The 22,390-nt window shown below is 62.8% G+C and carries 10 protein-coding genes; 4 read left to right on the top strand and 6 right to left on the bottom strand.

Annotated elements, in window-relative coordinates; all coding sequences use genetic code 11:
- Positions 1-311 precede the first annotated feature (311 nt).
- Positions 312-2,063, bottom strand: a complete 1,752-nt coding sequence (locus tag M8J71_RS06410) for a DNA integrity scanning protein DisA nucleotide-binding domain protein (RefSeq protein WP_256247134.1) — start codon at positions 2,061-2,063, stop codon at positions 312-314.
- A 351-nt stretch (positions 2,064-2,414) separates the two neighbouring features.
- Between M8J71_RS06410 and M8J71_RS06405 the strand changes: the two genes are divergently transcribed.
- Entirely contained in the window at positions 2,415-3,461 is a 1,047-nt protein-coding gene (locus M8J71_RS06405; protein WP_256247133.1) for a DUF262 domain-containing protein, read from the top strand.
- A 1,173-nt stretch (positions 3,462-4,634) separates the two neighbouring features.
- On the opposite strand, the gene M8J71_RS06400 is transcribed toward M8J71_RS06405, so the two are convergent.
- Positions 4,635-5,723 carry a hypothetical protein gene (locus M8J71_RS06400; protein ID WP_256247132.1) on the bottom strand — a complete coding sequence of 363 codons (1,089 nt, stop codon included), beginning with the start codon at positions 5,721-5,723 and terminating at the stop codon, positions 4,635-4,637.
- A 1,295-nt stretch (positions 5,724-7,018) separates the two neighbouring features.
- On the opposite strand from M8J71_RS06400, the gene metH reads away from it, so the two are divergent.
- Complete coding sequence (metH, locus tag M8J71_RS06395) at positions 7,019-10,672, top strand: methionine synthase (RefSeq protein WP_256247131.1); 3,654 nt, start codon at positions 7,019-7,021, stop codon at positions 10,670-10,672.
- Between the two features lie 317 nt (positions 10,673-10,989).
- Here metH and M8J71_RS06390 read toward each other — a convergent pair whose 3' ends face one another.
- Positions 10,990-11,682: a GntR family transcriptional regulator gene (locus tag M8J71_RS06390; RefSeq protein WP_256247130.1), complete on the bottom strand. Its 693-nt coding sequence runs from the start codon at positions 11,680-11,682 to the stop codon at positions 10,990-10,992.
- Positions 11,683-11,822: 140 nt separating this feature from the next.
- Between M8J71_RS06390 and M8J71_RS06385 the strand changes: the two genes are divergently transcribed.
- Positions 11,823-13,547 carry an L-lactate permease gene (locus M8J71_RS06385; RefSeq protein WP_256247129.1) on the top strand — a complete coding sequence of 575 codons (1,725 nt, stop codon included), beginning with the start codon at positions 11,823-11,825 and terminating at the stop codon, positions 13,545-13,547.
- Position 13,548: 1 nt separating this feature from the next.
- A complete protein-coding gene (locus M8J71_RS06380) occupies positions 13,549-16,392 on the top strand; it encodes an FAD-binding and (Fe-S)-binding domain-containing protein (RefSeq protein WP_256247128.1) in 2,844 nt (947 codons plus the stop codon).
- A gap of 698 nt (positions 16,393-17,090) precedes the next feature.
- Here the strand turns inward: M8J71_RS06380 and fdhA are convergent.
- The 3 genes from fdhA to M8J71_RS06365 all read right to left on the bottom strand — a co-directional run bounded on the left by fdhA (position 17,091) and on the right by M8J71_RS06365 (position 22,224).
- Positions 17,091-18,308 (bottom strand): formaldehyde dehydrogenase, glutathione-independent, encoded by a 1,218-nt coding sequence (fdhA, locus tag M8J71_RS06375; protein ID WP_256247127.1) that lies wholly within the window; start codon positions 18,306-18,308, stop codon positions 17,091-17,093.
- 494 nt (positions 18,309-18,802) lie between these two features.
- A complete protein-coding gene (locus M8J71_RS06370; RefSeq protein WP_256247126.1) occupies positions 18,803-21,664 on the bottom strand; it encodes an ATP-binding cassette domain-containing protein in 2,862 nt (953 codons plus the stop codon).
- Complete coding sequence (locus tag M8J71_RS06365) at positions 21,661-22,224, bottom strand: hypothetical protein (protein WP_256247125.1); 564 nt, start codon at positions 22,222-22,224, stop codon at positions 21,661-21,663. Before M8J71_RS06365 ends, M8J71_RS06370 begins: the two co-directional genes overlap by 4 nt.
- Between the last annotated feature and the right edge of the window lie 166 nt (positions 22,225-22,390).

Genomic DNA, 22,390 nt, shown 5'->3' with positions numbered 1-22,390 from the left:
ATGACGGCCCGGAGGATAGTCTGCCCGCTTATTATTCTCGTGCCAAAATGCGTGAGGTACGCGGGAATCCACTCCAAACCAGTCCTTCTGAGGCGCCCGCCAGAGCGGAAGGTGCCTTAGAAGGACTGGTAAGACCAAGTGGCAAGGCGACACAAGTTACATACACCTTTGTCCTCAATATCGATGGTAGATGACTACCTCTCACTATCCGACTGTAGGCAATGTGAGGTGTCGGCCGATGGTTGGGCATCAGTCCGTCTTGCGGGCGGGGTACTGATGAATCGGTATCCAGAGCCTCTGAGCCACACGAACTACGTGCCTGGCAAGAAGTAGGACTCATTCATATTCGGGTCAGGAGTCTCCTTGGGGTCGAACAGGGTGATCATGCTCCCGGACCGTGCACGAGCTTCGGCAACTTTCTCTCGGGCAGCGTTGACGCGATCGCATTGTTGGGCCGAAAGATAAAATGACAGCGATGATACGTGGCGGTCACGTTTACTTGCCTCTTCAAAGTCAACTTCTCCCTCAGCTGCGTCTTCAAGACTGACCACCGCCAACTCGACAGCAGAACGGTCGACTCTGCGGGCGAGGCGTGGCAGGAGGTTGATCATTCCATCCTCACTAACAATTACAATGATGCATTCGCCTTCACCAGTGGAGTGATGATAGCGAACGGCGGAGTTATAGCGGGCCCCGCGTGAGGCATCCCCGGTGCCCGTCACCGCTTTGCCATCCAAGATCACCCCTACTGCATGGCAACGCCCGTCTGGTGCCACAAGTATGGCTCCATCTATAGCGGTTAGTGAGGACAAAGCGTCCGCTTCTAGACGACACGGCTCTATGGCTAAAGCTTGCGGCGCTAGTCTTGTTGCTTCTTCCTCAGCTCTACGATGAACCACTAGCATCGTGCCGTGCTGTTGTTCAGCAGCTGCAAGAGTCAGGTCCCACAGTGCTTGAGCATCCCCTGCTTTGCCGAAAACACGCTCCACGGTGTCGCGGAACTTGTCTTGCGAAAGCCGCTCTTGTGGAAGTTTCGCAATGCCGTAGTCGAGACGGAGCAGCGGTAGCTCATCGTGTGAAAGCTCCCAGGAACCGCGTCCGACGACTTTGACTGAATAGAGGGTTTCGTCTTCCCTGCTGTAATCACTTGACGCACGACCCAGCCCATAGGCTTCTACCCCATCGCTGAGAAGGTGAAGGTTCACTCCGGTCATCTCGAGCGCCTTTCTAAAGGACCGAGTGTCCTTAAGGACGACTGGGACTGAAAAGCTAACCTCAGCGGTAACGTGAGGATGTCCCTTCTTCGCGAGAATTATTGTCCCCACACCTGTCCTTCCCTCATATGGTTGGGCGGCAACAGCCTCCATAGCCTGAGTGAAGTCGGCACCAGACCATTGGCCATGAGCCGCGACGAGGCGGTTAACGAAGTCTCGAGTGGCATGTCTGATCACGTCCGGCGCATCACCCGTAAGGCTAAAGGCTCCAGGAGCCTCTTTTTGGTTCAACGCTTTGGTGGCTGCTGATAGTACTTCCTTCATTACGGCCTCTTGCAGGGAGGGCAGCGTCGGAGTGCGGTGAAAGAAGTGCTCTTTGCTGAGCTGTGGATACCCATTCCATCGGTTTCGGAGAACGCTAACGGTGGGATAGACGCGATACTCGCCGACAATCCCGGGGTATCCTACGAAAAAGAGCCGTTCTGGCTCAGGATCAGAGCCCCTCAAGGCCGTACTGATCGCTTTGATGCGGCACGATTCAGTTAGTTTACGGATGAACCCCTCGTGGGAGTCCTTATCTGAAATGAGAATGTCCCGTTCGGGATTAATCTCGTATAGCCGTTCGGCCTCTGACAAAACGCCTTCCAACGTCTCAGGTAAATAGGGCCCGTTTTCCGGCTCGATGCAAATCGGCCAAGGATCTTCTCCGGACTCTCGAAATCCAATTAAAAGCGCCTCCGGCGCCGCCTGCACCCCGACTGCTGAAAGCGCGTCCGTAGCAAGACCATCTAGCGAGATCCTAAAATGCGGCTGAAATCCCCACATAAATTGTTTGATGCTCTGGTTCATGTTCTGACCTTTCGATATGGGTAACTGTGGTGCGTCCGGGCGGAACGTCAGTAGGTGTGACAACTTCAATTCCCCAATGAGTACCACGCCGATAACCTGATCACGGCCAGGGGTTGTCTCGTCGTGTTGTGAGTTCGTCCACCTGAGCAGTCGGAGACGGCCGGCAGTGCTAGGAGTCCGACGACAGATAGGGACTCATCGTCCTCTAGGCTAGTTGAGGGTCATCGCTCTTACTCGATATCTCGTTCAGGGCTGTCCGTAGTCAGCAGCGGCCCGCAGAATCCGCTGCTGTTAGAGGAAAGTGCTCCCCAAATGTCTCAGGCCGATTGAACACGAAGGACTATGTGGCAGATGAAAAGCTTTGATACCCGAACGTACAGTGTCTCGGACTTCGCCGAATGGCAGACGTCAGGCCTCCTCTTGCTGTCTCCCGAATTTCAACGCCGTGCCGTTTGGACGACTAAGGCCAAGTCTTATCTGATCGATACGATTCTGCGCGGAAAGCCAATGCCGAAGGTCCTGATAACGCAGCGGCTCATAGACGGGAAAAACCTCCGTACGGTGGTCGACGGCCAGCAGCGGCTACGTGCCATCCTCGAGTTCATGGGTGATGACTTCGCCGTCATGCGCACCCACAATCACGAATTTGGCGGAATGCGTTTCTCGGACCTATCGCAGGAAGTGCGAGATGACTTCTGGCAGTATGAAATCGGCGTCGATGTTCTCTTCAACACTGAGCTAAGCGAGCTTCTTGACATCTTCGCGCGGCTAAATACGTACTCTGTCCAGCTGAACAGCACGGAGCTTCTCAATGCCACATATCTTGGAGCGTTTAAGACTACGGTGCATCAGCTTGGACATAGCTATGCTGAATATTGGCGTGAGGCAGGTGTGCTTACGGATGCGCAAATAGCTCGAATGGCAGAAGTTGAATTGACGGCAGATCTACTAGGCGCCCTGCTTGTGGGAATCTCCTCCCGTAAGCAGATTCCCACCTTTTACCGAAGCTTTGATGACTCAGAGGATGAAGTAGAAGAAGCAGCTATCCTTTTCCATAAGGTCATGTCCCTGTTCGGTCAGGTGTACGAGGCAAGCGACCTACGAGGAACAAACTTCCGCAGGGTTCACTTGTTCTATTCCGCGTTTCTGGCCATCGCCGCCCTTACCTACGGTAGGCCAGACATACCAGGGACCTTGAAGTTGAACTCCATACATCCATCTAGGGTACGTGTAGTGCTAGACGACATGTCCGCTCAATTTGATGCCTTCACGAAGGAGAAAACACCGGTCCCTCCAGAGTGGGAACGGTTTATTCAAGGGGCGCGGCGAGCTACAACTGACCAGCCTGTTCGTGAGGAGCGTTCCCGCTTCATAGCTGAACGGATTGTGAAGGGCTGAAATGCCGGTCGGGGAACATCTGGATTTGCTTAGCAGCGAGATTGACGCATGCAATGCGCTCCGCCTCCATGCGCTGAGTGGAGTGATGGACGCTGCGAGTCGGTCGCTGGTGTACGAGAGTATTCTCATGCGAGCATTCCGCTCCCATGAGAACTTTTTGGAGAACGTATTTCTTTCCTATCTGCTGGGGGAAAGCACTGAATCTGGTGATGCCGTCCAGACTTTCGTTTCGCCGCGGGATGCAGTGCATGCACGACGTATGCTCTCCACTTCAGCCAACGCCCGATTCTTGGACTGGTCCGAGGTCGACACAGTCCGCGACCGGTGCTCAGTTTTCTTTGAATCCGACAGTCCTATTTACGTCGCATCCATCGGCTTAGCAGCAGAGTTATCTTGGCTGAAGAAGGTTCGAAACCATGCAGCCCACAACAGCATCGAAAGCGGGGTTCAATACTCAAACGTCCTTCGACATGTGTTGCTCACTGTGCCCACCCCAATACCCCCTCCGGGCGACTTCCTTCAACTGACTCCCCGGTCCGGCCCAATGCGCAATCGCGAAGTACTGGCGTTCTTTTTGGCTGCTATTCAAGAATTTGCCAACACTGCCTCGGGATCAGCGCCCTCAGGGACTGGATCAATCGGAACTGGTTCGGAATCATGAGGCCTTCTTTGTCCTCAGCAACACGAACTCAGTTCCCCACCAACGAGAGAGCCGGGGAGGCCTCAGGGGCAAACATCCGACGGCGCGGTTGGTTCACGTTAGCGGTCAACCAGCCGTCGTAGTACAGGACAAAGAGGGCAACGTTCCAGTCCCCCAAACGTGACCCGTTCAGGCGCCCCGCTTTGCGCTTAATATTGAACCCGTTCCCCTCCCATCCGCCCACGGAGTTCCTGAACGCTACGAACCCGTCATTTGTCGACGGCAGGAAGGGCACGATGCCGAAGGGCCGGGATCTGTCGCTCGAGGCCGACTTCCAAGGCCTTGGAGGGTGCAACGAAATCCGCACGGACACCCGCCCGACGTCCTTGCAGACATCCACGATGCCTACTTGGTGGCGTCGCCGCGCGGGTGTTCTCGTTGCTGGATGAGGACGAAGAGCCCTTTTGAGCCAGCCCCTTCTGCGGGTTCTGTACGCATCCCCTGGGGATGGGAAGGCATATCCGGGGTGAGCTTCACAATTCTTCCTGGACGCGATCCCCGTCAGTGAACTGGAAGACATACGTCAGGCTGCTGAAAGGGATGAAAGCCGCTTTCAGGGTGGTAAGAATTTGTCCGTTTTCCGGAAGGCGGTTATGTTCCGAGGCGCGGGGGAAAAATCCAGCGGCCAGCGGCCTCTTAGCATTTGGATTATGCATCACATGGATGGCCTGAGCAAAGTCTTCCTCTGGCGCGCCTTGAGTGCCCACTTCGTAGCTGAAGAGCATCGGCTCTGTGCTGTTCGGATCATGATTAGCGCAACTTCCTCGTCGCCATATCCGAGTCGTGGAATCGCCTAGCCCTTCTTGCTTGCCGATGCGGTTGAATTGAGGAACCGAAGAACCATTGGCAAAAATAATGGCACTAACTTCAGCCCATTCGGGATCATCGAATATTCCGCTAGGGATGCTCTTACCATTCCATAGATGCTCGCCGATCTTGGCTGGTGTAATTGGGAGCTGTCCCTCTTGGTCAACTTGTGGCACGGCAGACTGGCCGTACAGGTATTCAACCGCCAGGCCAAAGCTGTGAAATAGCGAACTCCCGGAGTGGAAGGCTTCCACTGCGATGACGAAAGGTTTTCCTTTCACACTGTCTAGTTCCCAGTACCGCTGTCCTGCGGCGTTGGTCTTTTGCCACTTTTTTCTTAGGGCCTTGCCTAGTTGGTGGACGAACTCATCACGGGCGGCGGCCAGGTCTTCTGGGATCACATCTGTGAAGCCGGGTGCCTTGGCGGAGCGATCGACTTGGCCAGTCGGTTGGCTAGTAACTGCTTCAACCGCCACGATCGACTGCCCATTCGATACGAGGTAGTCAATGGCTCCTTTAGTTGGCAGGAGGTCAAGTTTTGCCTCATCGAAATACGCAAACAAAGAAAGTTCCCAAACGCGGGAGCTAAAACCAATGGACTGAAAATCCTTGATAAAGTTCTTGTCCTCATCCACGTATCGGGCGAAAACTTGATCCATCAGTTCCCGGGCTCCGGATGCGCCCCTATAATCTCGCAAGGACAGAAAGAGCGGATGGGCTTTATCCTCGGGTACTTTCATGTTGAACAAGCTCACAATTCGATCTCCTTTTTATCGATATTCTTCAAAATGCTGTTAGTAGGATCTCATCCGTTTGGCCGTTGAGAACAAACGGATGATGTCAGCAGAAATTGTGCTCTGACCTTCGTCAACTCCAAACAACGTTAGACGTAAACGAACCCACATCCGGACCTGCGGCGCCGAAAAAGTCAACCGTGAGTTCGGTGGGGGTCAAAGCAGAGGGCTGACAAATTTCTATTCTGGCCGGCGCCGAAGGGGAGGGGGCAGGTCCTAGCCAAGGAGGCCTGCCAGGGTTTGCAGCCCAGGAGGGGACGAGGCCTAACCGGCTTGCATCACTCCATAGTCAAAATGTGGGACCTTCACAGCCGGCGATAACCACCGCGAGGACGGCGACTAGGACGGCATGGTCGTACGCGCTTGCGATCAGGAACGCCGAACCAAGTCGGGATTCGGGCCTGTTCTCGTTTGTCAAATTGTCTAAATAGAAGCCGAGAAGCGAAAAACAACTGGCGATTTCGCCCAATCAAAGCATATTCCTGCGCGGTGGGTGAGTGAGGCTTTTGCGGATCTGGCTCAAGCAACCTCTGTAGATCGAAGCGACATTGCCAGAGATGGAGTTGGAGCTGTGTCTCCAGAACTCGATGTCGGCGACTTGCGTAACTACTAGGGCGTCCGTTTTCACGTCCAGCATCACCCGATGACGATGTTGCGCTTTTGAAACCACGTCCCGAAAATTGCGAACGGTAAGCACGAAGCTGTTCGAAGACTCCTTATGAAGCGGTGGACATGATCCGTGTCGTGCCTGACGAAGAGTAGTTAACCTCCGGTAAGTCCTCGCTGGCTATCATCCTGCTGATCGACCTGACTGGGTGGCCGTGTACCGCCTGGCGCGCTCAAGGGAAGGGTTGCCAAAAGACCTTGAAAGTGTTGGGTCGCAGCTCGCCCAGGCGTTTGAATCCAATTCATCCAACAGGGAGCCGCCGTTGCGCTGACTTCGGAACGAGTTTCTTTCGAGAATTGAGTTAGGGGATTGCAGAGCAACTTGACGGTGATGTGTCTCGAGGCTGTATCCGTCACCGCTGCCAATCGCCCCGCTGCATACTCTAACTCCGAGGAGCTTGGCCCGGGATCTCTGTCCAGCAACGACTGAACGAGCCCTGGTATCCGCCAAGGAGAATGGTCCTAACCGCAGTATTCTTGGCCGCGGTCTTCGCAGGTGGGCCTCATGAAAGTCCTTGGAAAGCCCACCCGCCGTCGTAGTACACGGACACACAGCGCAACGTTTCAGCCCCCACACGTAACCTGTTTAGATGCCTCGTTTTGCGCTTGATATTGAGTCCGTGCCCCGCCCTGTCCGTGCACAGGAGCTTCTGGACGCTGTGAACCACCGGGTCGTCATTGCCGACGGCGCGATGGGCACCATGCTGCAGGGCCGGGACCTGTCGCTTGAGGACGACTTCCAGGGGCTCGAAGGCTGCAACGAGATCCTCAATGACACGCGGCCGGACGTCCTCGCCGACATCCACGACGCCTACTTCGCCACCGGCATCGACGCCGTCGAAACCAACACCTTCGGCGCCAACTGGTCCAACCTCTCGGACTACGGCATCGACGACCGGATCGAAGAGCTCGCCCGCAAGGGTGCCCAGATCGCCCGCGAACGTGCAGAGGCGGCAGAAAAAACGGACGGACGCATGCGCTGGGTCCTGGGCTCGATGGGGCCGGGCACCAAGCTCCCCAGCCTCGGCCACACCAGCTACGACTACCTCAAGCAGACGTTCGCCCTCCAGGCCGAGGGCCTTATCGACGGCGGCGCGGACGCCTTCCTCATCGAAACCAGCCAGGACCTCCTGCAAACCAAGGCCGCGGTCAACGGCTGCAAGCAGGCCATCGTCACCCGCGGCGTCCGGCTGCCCATCTTCGTGGAGGTGACCGTCGAAACCACCGGAACCATGCTCATGGGATCCGAAATCGGCGCCGCCCTCACCGCGCTCGAGCCGCTCGGCGTCGACGCCATCGGCCTGAACTGCGCCACCGGTCCGGACGAGATGAGCGAGCACCTCCGCCACCTCTCCAAGCAGTCCTCCGTTGCCATCGCCTGCATGCCCAACGCCGGCCTACCCGTGCTCGGCCCCAACGGCGCGCACTACCCGCTCTCACCCACCGAACTCGCCACCGCGCACGAGCAGTTCGTGCGCGAGTTCGGCCTGGGCCTGGTGGGCGGCTGCTGCGGTACGACGCCGGAACACATGGCCGCCGTCGTCGAACGTCTTGCGCCTTTCCGCACCGCGGCCCCCGTCACCACGGAGACGAAAGCCAGCAACGGCGCCGCCCGCACCCCCACCGAGCGCGAAGCAGGAATCGCTTCCCTCTACCACCACGTGCCGTTCGACCAGGATTCCGCCTACCTCGCCATCGGTGAGCGCACCAACGCCAACGGTTCCAAGGCGTTCCGCCAGGCCATGCTCGAAGAACGCTGGGACGATTGCGTGGACATCGCCCGCGAGCAGGTCCGCGTCGGCGCGCACCTGCTGGACGTCTGCATCGACTACGTGGGGCGCGACGGCGTCGCGGACATCAAGGAGATCGTCTCGCGTTTCGCGTCGGCCTCCACCCTCCCGCTCGTCATCGACTCCACCGAACCGCCCGTGCTGCAGGCAGGGCTTGAACTCATCGGCGGCCGCCCGGTGGTCAACTCCGTCAACTACGAGGACGGCGACGGCCCCAACAGCCGCTTCGCACGCATCATGCCGCTCGTCAAGGAACACGGCACCGCCGTGATCGCCCTGACCATCGACGAACAGGGCCAGGCGCGCACCACCGAGGGCAAGGTGGCCATCGCCTCCCGCCTCGTGGACGCCCTGGTGGGCGAATGGGGGATGCGCGTCGAGGACATCATCGTCGACGCCCTGACCTTCCCCATCGCCACTGGCCAGGAGGAAACCCGCAGGGACGGCATCGAAACCATCGAGGCCATCCGCCAGATCACCGCGAAGTACCCTGGCATCAACACCACGCTCGGCGTCTCCAACGTGTCCTTCGGCCTGAACCCGGCGGCGCGCGTCGTCCTGAACTCGGTGTTCCTGCACGAGGCCGCGCAGGCGGGTCTGACCAGCGGCATCATCGACGCCGCCAAGATCGTGCCGCTCGCCTCCCTGCCGGAAGAGCAGCGCAAGGTGGCACTGGACCTCGTCTGGGACCGCCGCGAATACGACGCCGACGGCAACACCACCTACGATCCGCTGGCCGTCATGCTGGACATGTTCGCCGGCGTCGACACCGCAGCGCTCAAGGACCAGCGCGCCGCCGAACTCGCGGCCCTGCCCACCGGCCAGCGCCTGGAGCGGCGCATCATCGACGGCGAAGGCAAGGGCCTCGAAGAGGACCTGGACCTGGCGCGCAGCGAGGGCCTGACCCCGCTCGGCATCATCAACGACCACCTGCTCGAGGGCATGAAGGTGGTGGGTGAGCGCTTCGGCGCCGGCGAGATGCAGCTGCCGTTCGTGCTGCAGTCCGCCGAGGTGATGAAGAACGCCGTCGCCCTGCTCGAGCCGCATATGGAGAAGTCGGATTCCTCGGGCAAGGGCACCATGGTGATCGCCACCGTGCGCGGCGACGTGCACGACATCGGCAAGAACCTGGTGGACATCATCCTCACCAACAACGGCTACAAGGTCATCAACATCGGCATCAAGCAGGGCATCGCCGAGATCATGGCCGCGGCCGAGGAGCACAACGCGGACGTGATCGGCATGTCCGGGCTGCTGGTGAAATCCACCGTGGTGATGAAGGAGAACCTCGCCGAGCTGCAGTCCCGCGGCCTGGCGAAGAAGTGGCCCATCATCCTCGGCGGCGCTGCCCTGACCCGCGCCTACGTTGAGCAGGACCTGGCCGAGCAGTTTGACGGCGTGGTCAGGTACGCCAAGGACGCCTTCGAGGGCCTCGCCCTCATGGAACCGCTGGTGCGCGTTGCCCGCGGCGAGTCACCGGACGACGTCGGCCTGCCGCCTTTGAAGAAGCGCATCCACAAGGGCGGCGCGAAGTTCACGGTGACCGAGCCGGAGGCGATGCCTGGCCGTTCCGACGTCGCCACCGACAACCCCGTGCCTGCGCCGCCGTTCTGGGGCACGCGCATTGTGCGCGGCGTCGCGCTCCACGACTACGCGGCCTTGCTCGACGAGCGTGCCACGTTCATGGGGCAGTGGGGGCTCAAGCCCGGCCGCGGCGATGACGGCGCCTCCTACGAGGAACTGGTGGAACGCGAGGGCCGGCCCCGCCTGCGCTACTGGCTGGACCGCATCCTCGCCGAGGGAATGCTTGACGCGTCCGTTGCCTACGGCTACTTCCCGGTGGTTTCCGAGGGGGAGCAGGTGGTGGTGCTGCACCACGGGGAGGACCACGACGGCGTCCTCGGCACCGCGGGTCTCCTCGCCCCCGACGGCGGTTCAGGCGGTCCGATCGGCACCGACCGGCTGCGCTTCGACTTCCCGCGCCAGCGCCGCGACCGGCACCTCTGCCTCGCCGACTTCGTGAAGTCGCGTAAATCGGGCCAGATTGACGTGCTGCCCGTGCAGCTGGTCACCGCAGGCTCGAAGATCGAGGAGTTCACCTCCAAGATGTTCGCCGCCAACCAGTACCGCGATTACTACGAGCTCAACGGCCTGGTCATGCAGCTCACCGAGGCACTGGCGGAGTTCTGGCACGCCCGTATCCGCAAGGAGCTGGGGTTCGCGGCCGAGGAGCCGAAGGACACGGCAGGGTATTTCAAGCTCGACTACCGCGGTGCCCGGTTCTCGCTCGGCTACCCCGCGTGCCCGGACATGGAGGACCGCCGCAAGGTGACGGAGCTGCTGAAGCCCGAGCGGATGGGCGTGATCCTCAGCGATGAGCTGATGCTGCACCCCGAACAGTCCACCGACGCGTTCGTGTTCCACCACCCGGAGGCAAAGTACTTCAAGGTGTGAGGTGGTGCCGGTCTTGGGCCTGGCGGAACAGGCGCCGTCCGGGGCGTCTGTTACACCTGTACTGCCTTCGGCGAACCAACATCAGCATCCCGGCTGTGAAGACGACGGGCGCAGACACCATCGGCGCCCGGGACTCCTACATGTCAGCCCTGACCTGGACTTCCTCACCCGAAGAACCGAAGGCTTCGCCCCGGCTGTCTTGGAGCAGCTTGGACACACCGCAGCTGCAGCCCCTACGTCGCGAGCATGCACCGGCCGGCATGCGAGTCCGCCCCGACTCATCCGGCGCATGAGTACATGGCATATAGCCAGGCTCTTTACTCGGCTACCAAGTCGGACGGCGACTGGGCTTCAGGTCCGGCCTCGCCACCCATTGCAGCGACCAGCCGTTCACGAGCGCGCCCCAAATGGACGTCGAGCAGCCCGGCGGCTTCGTCGCCCCGGCCTTCCTCAATCAGTTCCAGCAGCCTCTGGTGCTCCGCCTGGATCAGGGCGGTGTCTAGGAGGTGCAGCGACTGTACACGGGACATGCACAGGCGGACTTCCCCAACGAGCGACCGGTACATTTTGCTGATGCGCGTATTGCCCACAGCATCGATCAGGCTGGTGTGGAACCTCATGTCCGGTTCCACCACGTCCAGCGGCGCACCGCTCTTTACGGCGGCAATGTCCTTGTTCGCCTGCACGGCACCGGCCGGAACGGTCCGGCCGGAGGCAAGCCGGCGGAGCACTTCGCTTTCCAGGTAGGCCCTGGCCAGGTAGATGTCCCGGACCGACTCCGGTCCCAGATCCACCACGCGTGCAGTCTTGTGCGTTCCCCTGTCCAGCAGCCCTTCGGCCACGAGCTTTTCAATGGAGGCTTTGGCGGTGGGGCGGGCCACCTCATAGGAGGAAGCGACGTCCGTCTCGGTGAGCGCCTCCCCCGAACCGAGCTCACCGGAGAAGACGCGGCTCCGCAGATCTGCGGCGATCGCCTCCACGATGGAGACTGCTGCAATGCGACCGGGCACGTGCGTTCCCTCCCAAGGTACTTTTCCGAGTTACTTCATCTTGCCAGACAGAACAACACCGGTACTTGACCAACATGTGTACTTGTTAGACAATTGATGGGCGCCACGGTGTTGTGACGCCTAACACAATCTGGAGATACATGTTTCAGCAGATCCTCGACCCCATCGCCAGGTCCCTCGTGGTTTCAGCCCTTTGCGCGGCTCTTCCCCTCGTCCTGCTTTTCGTCCTCCTTGGCGTCTTCAAGGCCAAAGCACCTTTCGCCGCCCTGGCCAGCCTGGCCCTGTCACTGGTGCTGGCCATCGTCGGCTGGCAGATGCCGGTCAACCAGGCCCTGAGCGCCACGGCGGCCGGCATCTTCTACGGGTTGTTCCCCATCCTGTGGATCCTGGTGAACGCGCTCTGGATCTACCGGCTCACCGTGGCCACGCCATGGTTCGAGGTTCTGGGACGCACCATCCGTTCCATCTCCAACGACCTGCGGATCCTGGCCATCCTCATCGCCTTCTGCTTCGGTGCGCTGCTTGAGTCGCTGGCCGGCTTCGGTGCACCCGTGGCAATTTCCGCAGCCATGCTGATGGCCGCTGGCATGAAACCCCTGAAGTCCGCGATTGTCTCGCTGCTGGCCAACACCGCTCCCGTGGCATTCGGCGCCATGGCCGCACCCATCATTGCCCTCAACGGCGTCACCGGCCTGCCGCTGAATGAGCTGTCCGCCATGGCCGGACGCCAGACGCCGTTCATCGCCCTGATCGTCCCGCTGCTGCTGGTGTTCATGGTGGACGGCCGCCGCGGCGTCAAGCAGACCTGGCCCGTGGCACTGGTGGCAGGCGCCGCCTTCGGCCTGGCCCAGTTCGTCACCTCCAACTACTTCGCCGTGGAACTCACGGACGTCGTCGCCGCCGTCGTTACCGTGGCCGCAGTCCTGCTCATGCTGAAGGTCTGGCAGCCGAAGGAAACCGTGGGCATGGGCGGTGCCGTGGAGGCTGCTGGGGTCCCCGCCGTCGTCAGCGCAGGCGGAACGGGCGGCTCCGCGCCACAGGAAGGTACGACGGCGGCACCCGGCAGCGGCCGCAGCGCCCTGCCTGCAGACCCAGCCATCCCCACGGACAACTCCCGGCCCGAAGCACGGCAGATCTGGATGGCAATCGCCCCCTACCTGATCATCATCGCCGTGTTCTCGGTGGCCCAGATCCCTGCCGTCATGGGCTGGCTGAGCCAGATTGGCAGCGTCACGTTCGCCTGGCCCGGCCTGGACATCACGGATTCGGCCGGCAAGCCGGTGGCGGCCACCAAGTTCAAGCTGGACCACCTGAAGGCCACCGGCACCCTGCTGCTGTTCTCCGGCCTGCTCACTATGCTGCTCTACAAAATCAGTGCATCCCAGGGCCTGCGCATCTACCGCGACACCGCGGTGCAGCTGCGCTGGACCATCGTCACCGTCACCGCCGTGCTGGGCCTCTCCTTCGTGATGAACCTGTCCGGCCAGACCACCACCTTGGGCTTCGCCCTGGCCTCCGCCGGCGGCTTCTTCGCATTGCTCTCGCCGCTGATCGGCTGGATCGGCGTGGCACTCACCGGCTCGGACACCTCCTCCAACTCACTGTTCGGGCAGATGCAGGCCACCGCAGCGGAGCAGACCGGACTTTCACCCGTGCTGATGGCTGCGGCCAACTCCTCCGCCGGCGTGATGGGCAAGATGCTGTCCCTGCAGAACCTGGCCGTAGCCTCGGCTGCGGTGGGTCTTGACGGTGCTGAGGGAACCCTGTTCCGCAAGCTCATCGGCTGGAGCCTGGGCCTCCTGGCCCTCATCACCATGCTGATCTTCCTGCAGTCCACCCCCGTCCTCGGCTGGATGGTCCCCTGATATGGCACCGCTGGACCTCGCAGCCCTCCGCTCCGCCGTCACCAATCCTGCCCAGGTCAAAACCCGGGCCATCGACCTGCACGCAAACGCCCACGACGCCTCCCACTTCCTGCTGATCCCGCAGGCCGTGGTCACCGCCGGAAGCGCAGCCGACGTGGGCGGGCTGCTCCGCGCGAGCGCCGCCCAGGGCGTCCCGCTCACGTTCCGCTCCGGCGGAACCAGCCTCAGTGGACAGGCCGTCACCGACGGCGTGCTGGTGGACGTGCGGCGCAATTTCCGGGACGTTGAAGTGCTCGACGGCGGTGCGCGCGTCCGGGTGCAGCCCGGCGTCACGGTGCGGGCGCTGAATGCCCGGCTGGCACCCTACGGCCGGAAGTTCGGGCCCGATCCGGCCAGCGAGGCCGCGTGCACCATTGGCGGGGTGGTGGCCAACAACTCGTCCGGCATGAACTGCGGCACGGTGGACAACGCCTACCGGACGCTCGAGTCCCTCACCCTCGTGCTCCCGTCCGGGACAGTCATTGACACCGGTGCCCCGGACGCGGACACCAAGCTGCGCGCGCTGGAGCCGGAGCTTTACCAGGGGCTGGCGGAACTCGCGGCCAGGGTGCGCGGGAACAGTGAGTCCGTGCGCAGGATCCGGCAGCAGTTCGCCATGAAGAACACCATGGGCTACGGCCTCAACACGCTGCTGGACTTCAGCAGTCCGGTGGACATCATGGCCCACCTGATCGTCGGCAGTGAGGGAACCCTGGGCTTCGTGGCCGAGGCCGTCTTCCGCACCATCCCGCGGCTGCAGCACGCCGCCACCGGATTGCTCGTCTTCCCGGACCTGCGGGCGGCCAACGCAGCCCTGCCCGCGCTGGTGGACACCGGTGCAGCCACGGTGGAGCTCATGGACGCGCTGTCCCTCAAGGTGGGCCAGACGCTGAAGGGAACTCCCGCCGTCGTACGTGACCTGGTGGTGCGGGACCACGCTGCCCTGTTGGTTGAATACTCGGCCGAAGGGCAGGACCAGCTCGCGGAATTGCAGCAGGGCGGTGAAAGCATCCTCAAGGAGCTGAGCCTCTCCGCCGAAGCCCACTTCACGGGTGACGCCAAAGCACGTGCGGGGCTCTGGCACCTGCGCAAGGGCCTGTACGCCTCGGTGGCGGGCGCCCGGCCGCAGGGGACCACCGCTCTGCTGGAGGACATCGTGGTCCCGGTTCCCGTGCTCGGCCGCACCTGCCAGGACCTCATCGGGCTGTTTGACAAGTACAGCTACAGCAACAGCGTGATCTTCGGCCACGCCAAGGACGGCAACGTCCACTTCATGCTCACGGACGGGTTCGCCACCGCCGAGGAGCTGGACAGGTACAGCTCGTTCACCGAGGACATGGTGGACCTGGTGCTGGGGGAGGGCGGCTCACTAAAAGCCGAGCACGGCACCGGACGGGTGATGGCGCCCTATGTGCGGCGGCAGTACGGGGATGAGCTGTACGGCGTGATGCGCAGGATCAAGGAGCTGTTCGATCCGCGCGGGATCCTCAACCCCGGCGTCATCCTGGACGACGATCCCGAGGCGCACCTCCGGCACATCAAAACGGCGCCGCCGGTGGCCGAAGAGGTGGACCGCTGTGTCTCCTGCGGCTACTGCGAGCCAGTGTGCCCCAGCAAGGACCTCACCCTGACGCCGCGGCAGCGCATCGTCACCCTGCGTGCCATCGAGGCCGCGCGCCTGGCCGGCGACACGGCGCTGGTGGAGCAGCTGGAGAAGGACTACGACTACGAATCGGTGCAGACCTGCGCGGTCGATGGCATGTGCCAGACGGCCTGTCCGGTGGAGATCAACACGGGGCTCCTGGTCAAGCGGATCAGGCGTTCCGAGGCCGGTTCCGTGGCCAACGGCGCCTGGAACGCGGCTGCCAAGCACTGGGAAGGGGTGACCCGCGGCGCCTCGCTGGCGCTCACCGTGGTCAACAAGCTGCCGGCCGCCGCGCTGGTCCCGCCCAACAAGGCCGCCAGGGCGGTCCTGAGCACCGACACCGTCCCGCTGTACTCGGCGGAGCTGCCGGCCGGCGGTTATGTGCGGAAACGTCCGACGCCGGACCGGGCACCGGACGCCGTCTACTTCCCCGCGTGCGTGGGGACCATGTTCGGGCCGGCTGGTGCGGACCAGGCCGGTACCCCCGGGCCGGGAGTCCAGTACAGCTTCGAGCAGCTGTGCGAACGGGCCGGGATCACCCTGCTGGTGCCGCAGGGCATCGATGGCCTGTGCTGCGGCACCCCCTGGTCCTCCAAGGGCATGGTGGCTGGCCAGGCGACCATGCAGGAGAAGACCCTGGCCGCGCTGCGGGAAGCCACCCGGGACGGCGAACTGGCCATCATCTGCGACGCGTCGTCCTGCACGGAAGGGCTTCGCCAGGCCGTGGAATCGGATGTTCCCCTGGTGGGGCAGCGTCCCCTGCGGATTGTGGATGCGGTGGACTTCGCGGCCGAACGCATCCTGCCCATGCTCCCCGACCACAAGAAGCTGGATTCGCTGGCACTGCACCCCACCTGCTCGTCCACACGCATGGGGATCAACGGTTCCCTGGATGCTGTGGCCGGTGCTGTGGCCGAGAAGGTGGATGTCCCCGTGAACTGGGGCTGCTGTGCCTTCGCGGGGGACCGCGGCATGCTCCACCCCGAGCTCACCGAGTCCGCAACCCGGAAGCAGGGGGAGGAAGTTGCAGAACTGGGTGCCGCCGCCCACGCGTCCTGCAATCGCACCTGCGAGCTGGGCATGACCCGGGCAACCGGGGCTGAATATCGGCACGTGCTGGAGCTGCTGGAGGAGGTGACCCGGCCAGGGAAGACGTCGTAACGATCCCTAGCGTTGAAGGCCAGGCCAGGCCAGGCCAGGCCAGGGCCAAGCAGAACCGTCTTTTCCTGAAGGAAGGAGAACTGGGCCCTTCGTTGGCGGGTCGGAGCCCGCGCACTGAGAAAGCCCTGCTAGCCAGTCTGCCCTGGCAGGCATTCCGACTCGGTACAAACCGGGTCGTTCCTAGCGGCATCACCGCAAACAGGTGGCGCTGCATTCAAACACCAAGGAAAAAGCATTGGACCTCCGGCACATAGACGACTGGTCTACGCTCTTCGGTGCGAACGTAGAGATCCGGCTCCATGGAACTCTCGTCTGCAGCGGAACTGTGGATTCTGTGACCGGCGACGGCAGGATCCTCTGGATTAGTCCATCGGGCAACAGCAGACGGTTATATGAGAAGGACGAGTTCTACCAGGTGTGGGCTGCTGAATCCCACACGGGCTTTCACTACCGGGTTTCGCATGATGCAATCCCCGGACGTTTCGCGACCACGCCAGCGGAACGCGGACGACGTTGATGCTCCAGAGCTGGGCTAATACACGTTATCCACGTCTGGATTACTTCTATCAGCCCACCTTCCCCTCGGCGTCACCGAAGGAACCCGCATCCTCTCCAAAGGTGTGAGGTAGTGCCGAGGACGGTGAGGCCTGCACCAGATGGTGTTTGCTTCGTAGTCCCCGGCCCCACCAGCTGATGTTCTACGCCTTGACGTATCCGTTCGGGTTCAGCACGAATTTCGTTGCCGAGCCGGCGTCGAACTCGGCGTAGCCGCGAGGTGCATCCTCAAGCGGGATCGCTGTGGCGTTTACTGCCTTGGCGATTTGGACCTTGTCGTGCAGGATCGCCATCATCAGCTGGCGGTTATACGACATAACAGGACACTGTCCAGTGGTAAACGACAGGGACTTTGCCCATCCGGTGCCCAAGGACAGCGACAGGGAGCCGTGCTTTGCTGCCTCGTCGATTCCACCGGGGTCGCCTGTGACATACAGGCCGGGAATGCCAAGGGCCCCGCCTGCAGCGGTGATGTCCATGAGCGAGTTCAGTACGGTGGCGGGGGCCTCGTGGGAGGCGTCCTTGCCGTGCCCCCGGGCTTCGAACCCTACGGCGTCGACGCCGCAATCCACTTCGGGGACGCCCAGGATTTGCTCGATCTGGTCCTTCGGATCGCCGTTGGAGACGTTCACCGTTTCGCAGCCGAAGGAGCGGGCCTGAGCCAGCCGATCTTCGTTCATGTCACCGACAATCACGACGGCGGCACCGAGCAGCTGCGCGCCCACGGCGGCTGCGAGGCCCACCGGGCCGGCCCCGGCAATGTAAACGGTGGATCCGACGCCCACTCCGGCAGTGACGGCGCCGTGGAAGCCGGTGGGGAAGATATCGGAAAGCATGGTCAGGTCCATGATCTTTTCCAGGGCCTGGTCGCGGTCCGGGAACCTGAGCAGGTTCCAGTCAGCATAGGGGACCAGCACGTATTCGGCTTGGCCGCCCACCCAGCCGCCCATATCCACATAACCATAGGCGCTGCCCGGGCGGTCAGGGTTGACGTTCAGGCAAATGCCCGTCTTGCGCTCCTTGCAGTTCCGGCAACGGCCGCAGGAGATGTTGAAAGGTACAGAGACAATGTCTCCCACCTTAATGAACTCCACGTCCGGACCGACTTCCACCACTTCGCCGGTGATTTCATGGCCAAGGACGAGGTCCTTAGGGGCCGTGGTCCGGCCCCTCACCATGTGCTGGTCAGAGCCGCAGATATTGGTGGTCACCGTGCGCAGGATCGCGCCGTGGGGTACTTTTCGGCCTACATTGGCGGGGTTGACGCCAGGCCCATCCTTGAGTTCGAACGTCGGGTAGTCGGTGTTGATGATTTCGACGACACCGGGTTCTTTGTAGGCAACGGCTTTGTTTCCTGACATGGACACTCCTTTGAGTAGGGGTATTTGGTGCCAGGCCTTCCATCCGGATGGCCTGGCACTGGTCCGGCAAAGTTGCAGGCGCTGCCCCATAGCCCGTGAAGGATGCTTCGATGAGAATACCTCCCCAGGTTTCAGGCCACCGAAGCACCCTTCACAGGCACGGGACAGCTCTTCCTTCGCGAGGGCGAAGGCCGTCAGTGGGAGGCCGTGTCCAGTGGAACAGCACCCCGATGCTGCCTGTCCAGCGTGCAATTGGACCAGCGACTCTGATGGGCGAAGAGCTTGTACTGTTGAGATTAGGGTCACAAGAGATGCAATAAAAGCGCAAGATTCTGAAGATAATCATGCAGAATACATGCATGGTCGCCGAGTGAACTTAGGACCCATGAGGAACTAAACGCCGCAGTCGAAGCGAATGCCCCTTCTCAATACGCAGGTGCCCGAACCACATCATCAGCAAGGTGCTGCTCCTGCCACTATTTTCGGCGGGGTCCTCAGACCTTGAGTTGTAGCCGGTCCGTGGGTTGGGTGGAGCGCGCCTTTGCGGACTGACTGCCCACGCTTGAGACCGGCTTCACCCGCCGGAACGCGGCGAGGATGGCCCGCCCCACCACAACGATTCCGATGATCGTGGTGACAGCACGCAGGGTGTCCCAGCCCGCCGTCGACGTCACCAGCGAATACAGCAGGAAGCTGCTGAGGTTGGTGGCCAGGGGCGCACCGGGTTCGTACGAGATGCCGGTGCCGGCTCCCACCGCGAAGGGCCAGAACCACAGGTTGGTCAGCAGGCCGAACAGGTAGGACGCCACGGCGCCGTAGCCGCACAGCATCCACAGTTCCGCCCGCCCGCGCACCCGGCGGGGGAGCAGGCCGGCGCCCGCGCCCACCCATGCACAGGCGAAGATCTGGAACGGGGTCCAGGGCCCGATCCCACCCCACACCGCGCTGGAGACGGCGATGGTGGCGGCGCCGAGGAGCAGGCCGAAACGGGCACCGAACGCCCGGCCGGCCAGGATCAGCAGGATAAAGACTGCCTCCACACCCCCGACGCCGGTGCTCACCACCCGCACCGCCGAACCTACCGCTGCCAGGACGCCGAGCAGCGCCACCGTGTGTGCCGAGCGGACGGAACCGTCCAGGGACACGACGACGGCGACGGCGGCTATGGGTGCGATGGCCAGGGCAGCGTAGGGGAGGGCTGCGGCGGCATCTTGGGGGAGGGCCGCGGCAAGCAACGGCCAGCAGAATGCGGCGAGTGCCAGAAGATTTGCGGCTGCGAGGACGGCGAGCTCGACGCCTCGCGGCATCCGGATGCGGTGCTGCCTTTCCTTGACATGGGAGTCTGGTTGCTCGTCAGTTGCTGCTGGTTTTGGTCCGGCACCTGCCTTCCGGAGAAGCAGAGGTGCCGGTTCCAGCGCGTTGTCCTCCACAGCAGAGGGCGCGACGCCGTCACGCATCGGGAGGATCCGGGCGCCGAGGCCGTGGGCAAAATTGAGGTCGTGCGTAGCGATCAGGACCGCCGCGCCTGCGTCCGCCGCCGCCCGCAGCGCTGAGGCGACTGCCTCGCGCGCTGCAGGATCGAGGCCGCGGGTGGGCTCGTCGATCAGGAGGACCTGGGGATGGTCCAGGGTCTGCAGCGCGATGGCCAGGATCCTGCGCTCGCCGGCGGAAAGGTCGCGCGGATGCTCGTGCCCGATGGGAATCGTCATGTCGCCCCGCAACCGGGCAAGGTGTGCAGCTGCATAACCCGGCTCAGGGTGTCCGCCATTCTTTCGGCGCGCAAGGCGTCGCTCTGCGGCACGGAGCTCGCCCCCGACGGTATCCCTGGTGAAGAGGTCGTCCGAGGCGTCCGGCACCAAGGCGACGCGGACGCCGTCGGCCATGCCGCCGTCGTACGTTTTTACAACGCCCGAGCCTTCAGTGCCCGTGCCCTCATCCAACGCAAGCGCCACCAGGAGGGACGACTTCCCGGCCCCGTTCCGCCCCACCAGGGCCATCACTTCACCACGATGCAGAGTGAGGGACGCGTCGCGCACGAGCGGCCTGCCCTTGCGGTGCACCGCAAAGTTTGTCGCCGCCAGCACGGGCGCGAGGTCCGTCGGCTGGGCCTGCGCCGGAATGGCCTGGACGGGGGCGGAAGGCGCGGGCGCGGCACCCGGGACCAGGGCGCCGTCGTCAATGGTCCACCATGAATCCGCGATCGGCACGAGCGCTTCCGCCCGGTGTTCCGCCACGATGACGCAGACACCGGCATCGCGGGCGAGGGCGCTGAGCACGGTGATGACGCATCCGCGGGCAGTGGTGTCCAGGTCTGCCAGGGGCTCATCCACCAGGAGCAGGGCCGGATGATCCACCACAGCGGCGGCGATGGCGACGAGCGTTGCTTCACCGGCGGAGAGGGTGCTGAGATTCCGGTCCAGCAGATCCGTGACACCCACACGTTCGGCGACCTCCAGCACGCGGGCCTTGGTGGAAGCGGATGGAATACCGCGCAGCTCAAGGGCGAGGGCGATTTCGTCCCGGACCCGGGTGCTGGCGAAGGCGGTGCGGGGATTCTGCAGGACGACGCCTACGGTGCGGGCGGTGTCGCGCGGGGGAGTGGTGGCACGGTGAGCTCCGGCGACGCTTACGGTGCCTGAAACTTCTCCACCGTCCACGTGCGAGAGCAGGCCGGCGATGCCACGCAGGATGGTGGACTTGCCGGAGCCGGTGGGCCCGGTGATGACGGTTACTGAACCGCTCGACGGCGTGAAGCCGGCAACGCGCACCGTCGCGTCACCGATGCGGAACTGGGCGTCCCGGATGAGGACCGGGGCTTCAGTACCCCGGCAGGGCTGGTGTGCCGCCCTGCTCCCAAAGCCGCGCAATTCCAGGGCCGCGGCAACCCGGCTCGCGTGCTCAAGGGTGCGCTCGAGGATGGGCACCAAGGCGCGGGGTCCAAACTTTTCGCCCCGCAGCCGGAACGCCAGGCGTACGGAGGCAACGGCGTCGGCCAATGCCGGGAGCGCAGCCCAGGCCACTACGAGAGTCCGAGCCACGCCCTGCATGGGGCCGCGGCGGGCCAGGTGCACGAAGCCCCGGGCCACGTCCACGAACGCGTTGAGCAGCCCGAAGCCGAGGAACATGGCGGCAATCGGCAGGGCGGAGAGGACCGCTTCCCACAGGCCTTGCCCCGTGACCGGGCCAAGGAAGACAACATGCGCGTACGGGGCAGGGAGCCGCATGGCCGGCAGGTCGAGCAGGACCGGCCCGCCAAGGCCCGCGCCGTTGAAAAGGACGCGGTAGATGACCCGCGCCGCGACGAAGACGACGGCGAGGGCCGCCGCTGCACGTAACGGCGCGGGTCGGAAGGTCATGCCTTGGGGGCGGCCGGTTCGCCGTCGACCGTGTAGAGCAGTTCCAGGCTCTCGCCGGGGCTCACCTTCAGCGTGGCGAGGCCTTCCTGGGCGTAGGCCCAGTCACCGGTGGCCGGCTTGACCCAGAGGGACCAGTATGCGAAGGCGGCGGGCATGCCCTTGCATTCTTCCCGGTACGTGCCGGCCTTGTGGGTGATGTCGAGGTCAGCGGCGGGGACACCGTTCACGCGGCACACCAGTTCAGTGGGGTATTGCTCGGTGCCCTCGGTCTTGATGTTGGCCTCCTTGAGCACATCCGCAGCAACAGTGGGCTCGTCCACATCTACGCAAACGGAGGTGTCGGCGGCTGCCTGCTTCAGCGCACCCGAATCAACGATGACCTCTACACCGTCGCAGGGCCCGGAGGCACTGGGTGCGGCGCTCGATGAAGTTGCTGCCGAGGACGCCGGAGCGGAGGCGGCTGGCTGGGTGGCAGGCGCCGAACAGGCGGCGAGGGAAAACAGGAGACCTGCGGCGGCGAGGGAGCTCGCGGCGGCGGTGCGAATCTTAGTCAAAGTCACCAGATAAGGGTAGGGCGTTCCCTGCCCGGATCCGGAGGCTGTCACGTTGTATGACGCCGGGCTTCACGTCGGCTGGCGGGTGCGCCGCCTAAACAAGCGGATAAAGCCAAGCGGACGACGGCGGGAGGAGCCGCCGTCGTCCGCTTCCTACTCTTCCTATGCATGG

The organism is Pseudarthrobacter sp. R1, from assembly GCF_024494415.1.
Classification (GTDB): domain Bacteria; phylum Actinomycetota; class Actinomycetes; order Actinomycetales; family Micrococcaceae; genus Arthrobacter.
The sequence above is the reverse complement of the archived record's forward strand: the minus strand, read 5'-3'. Positions and strand labels throughout refer to the sequence as shown.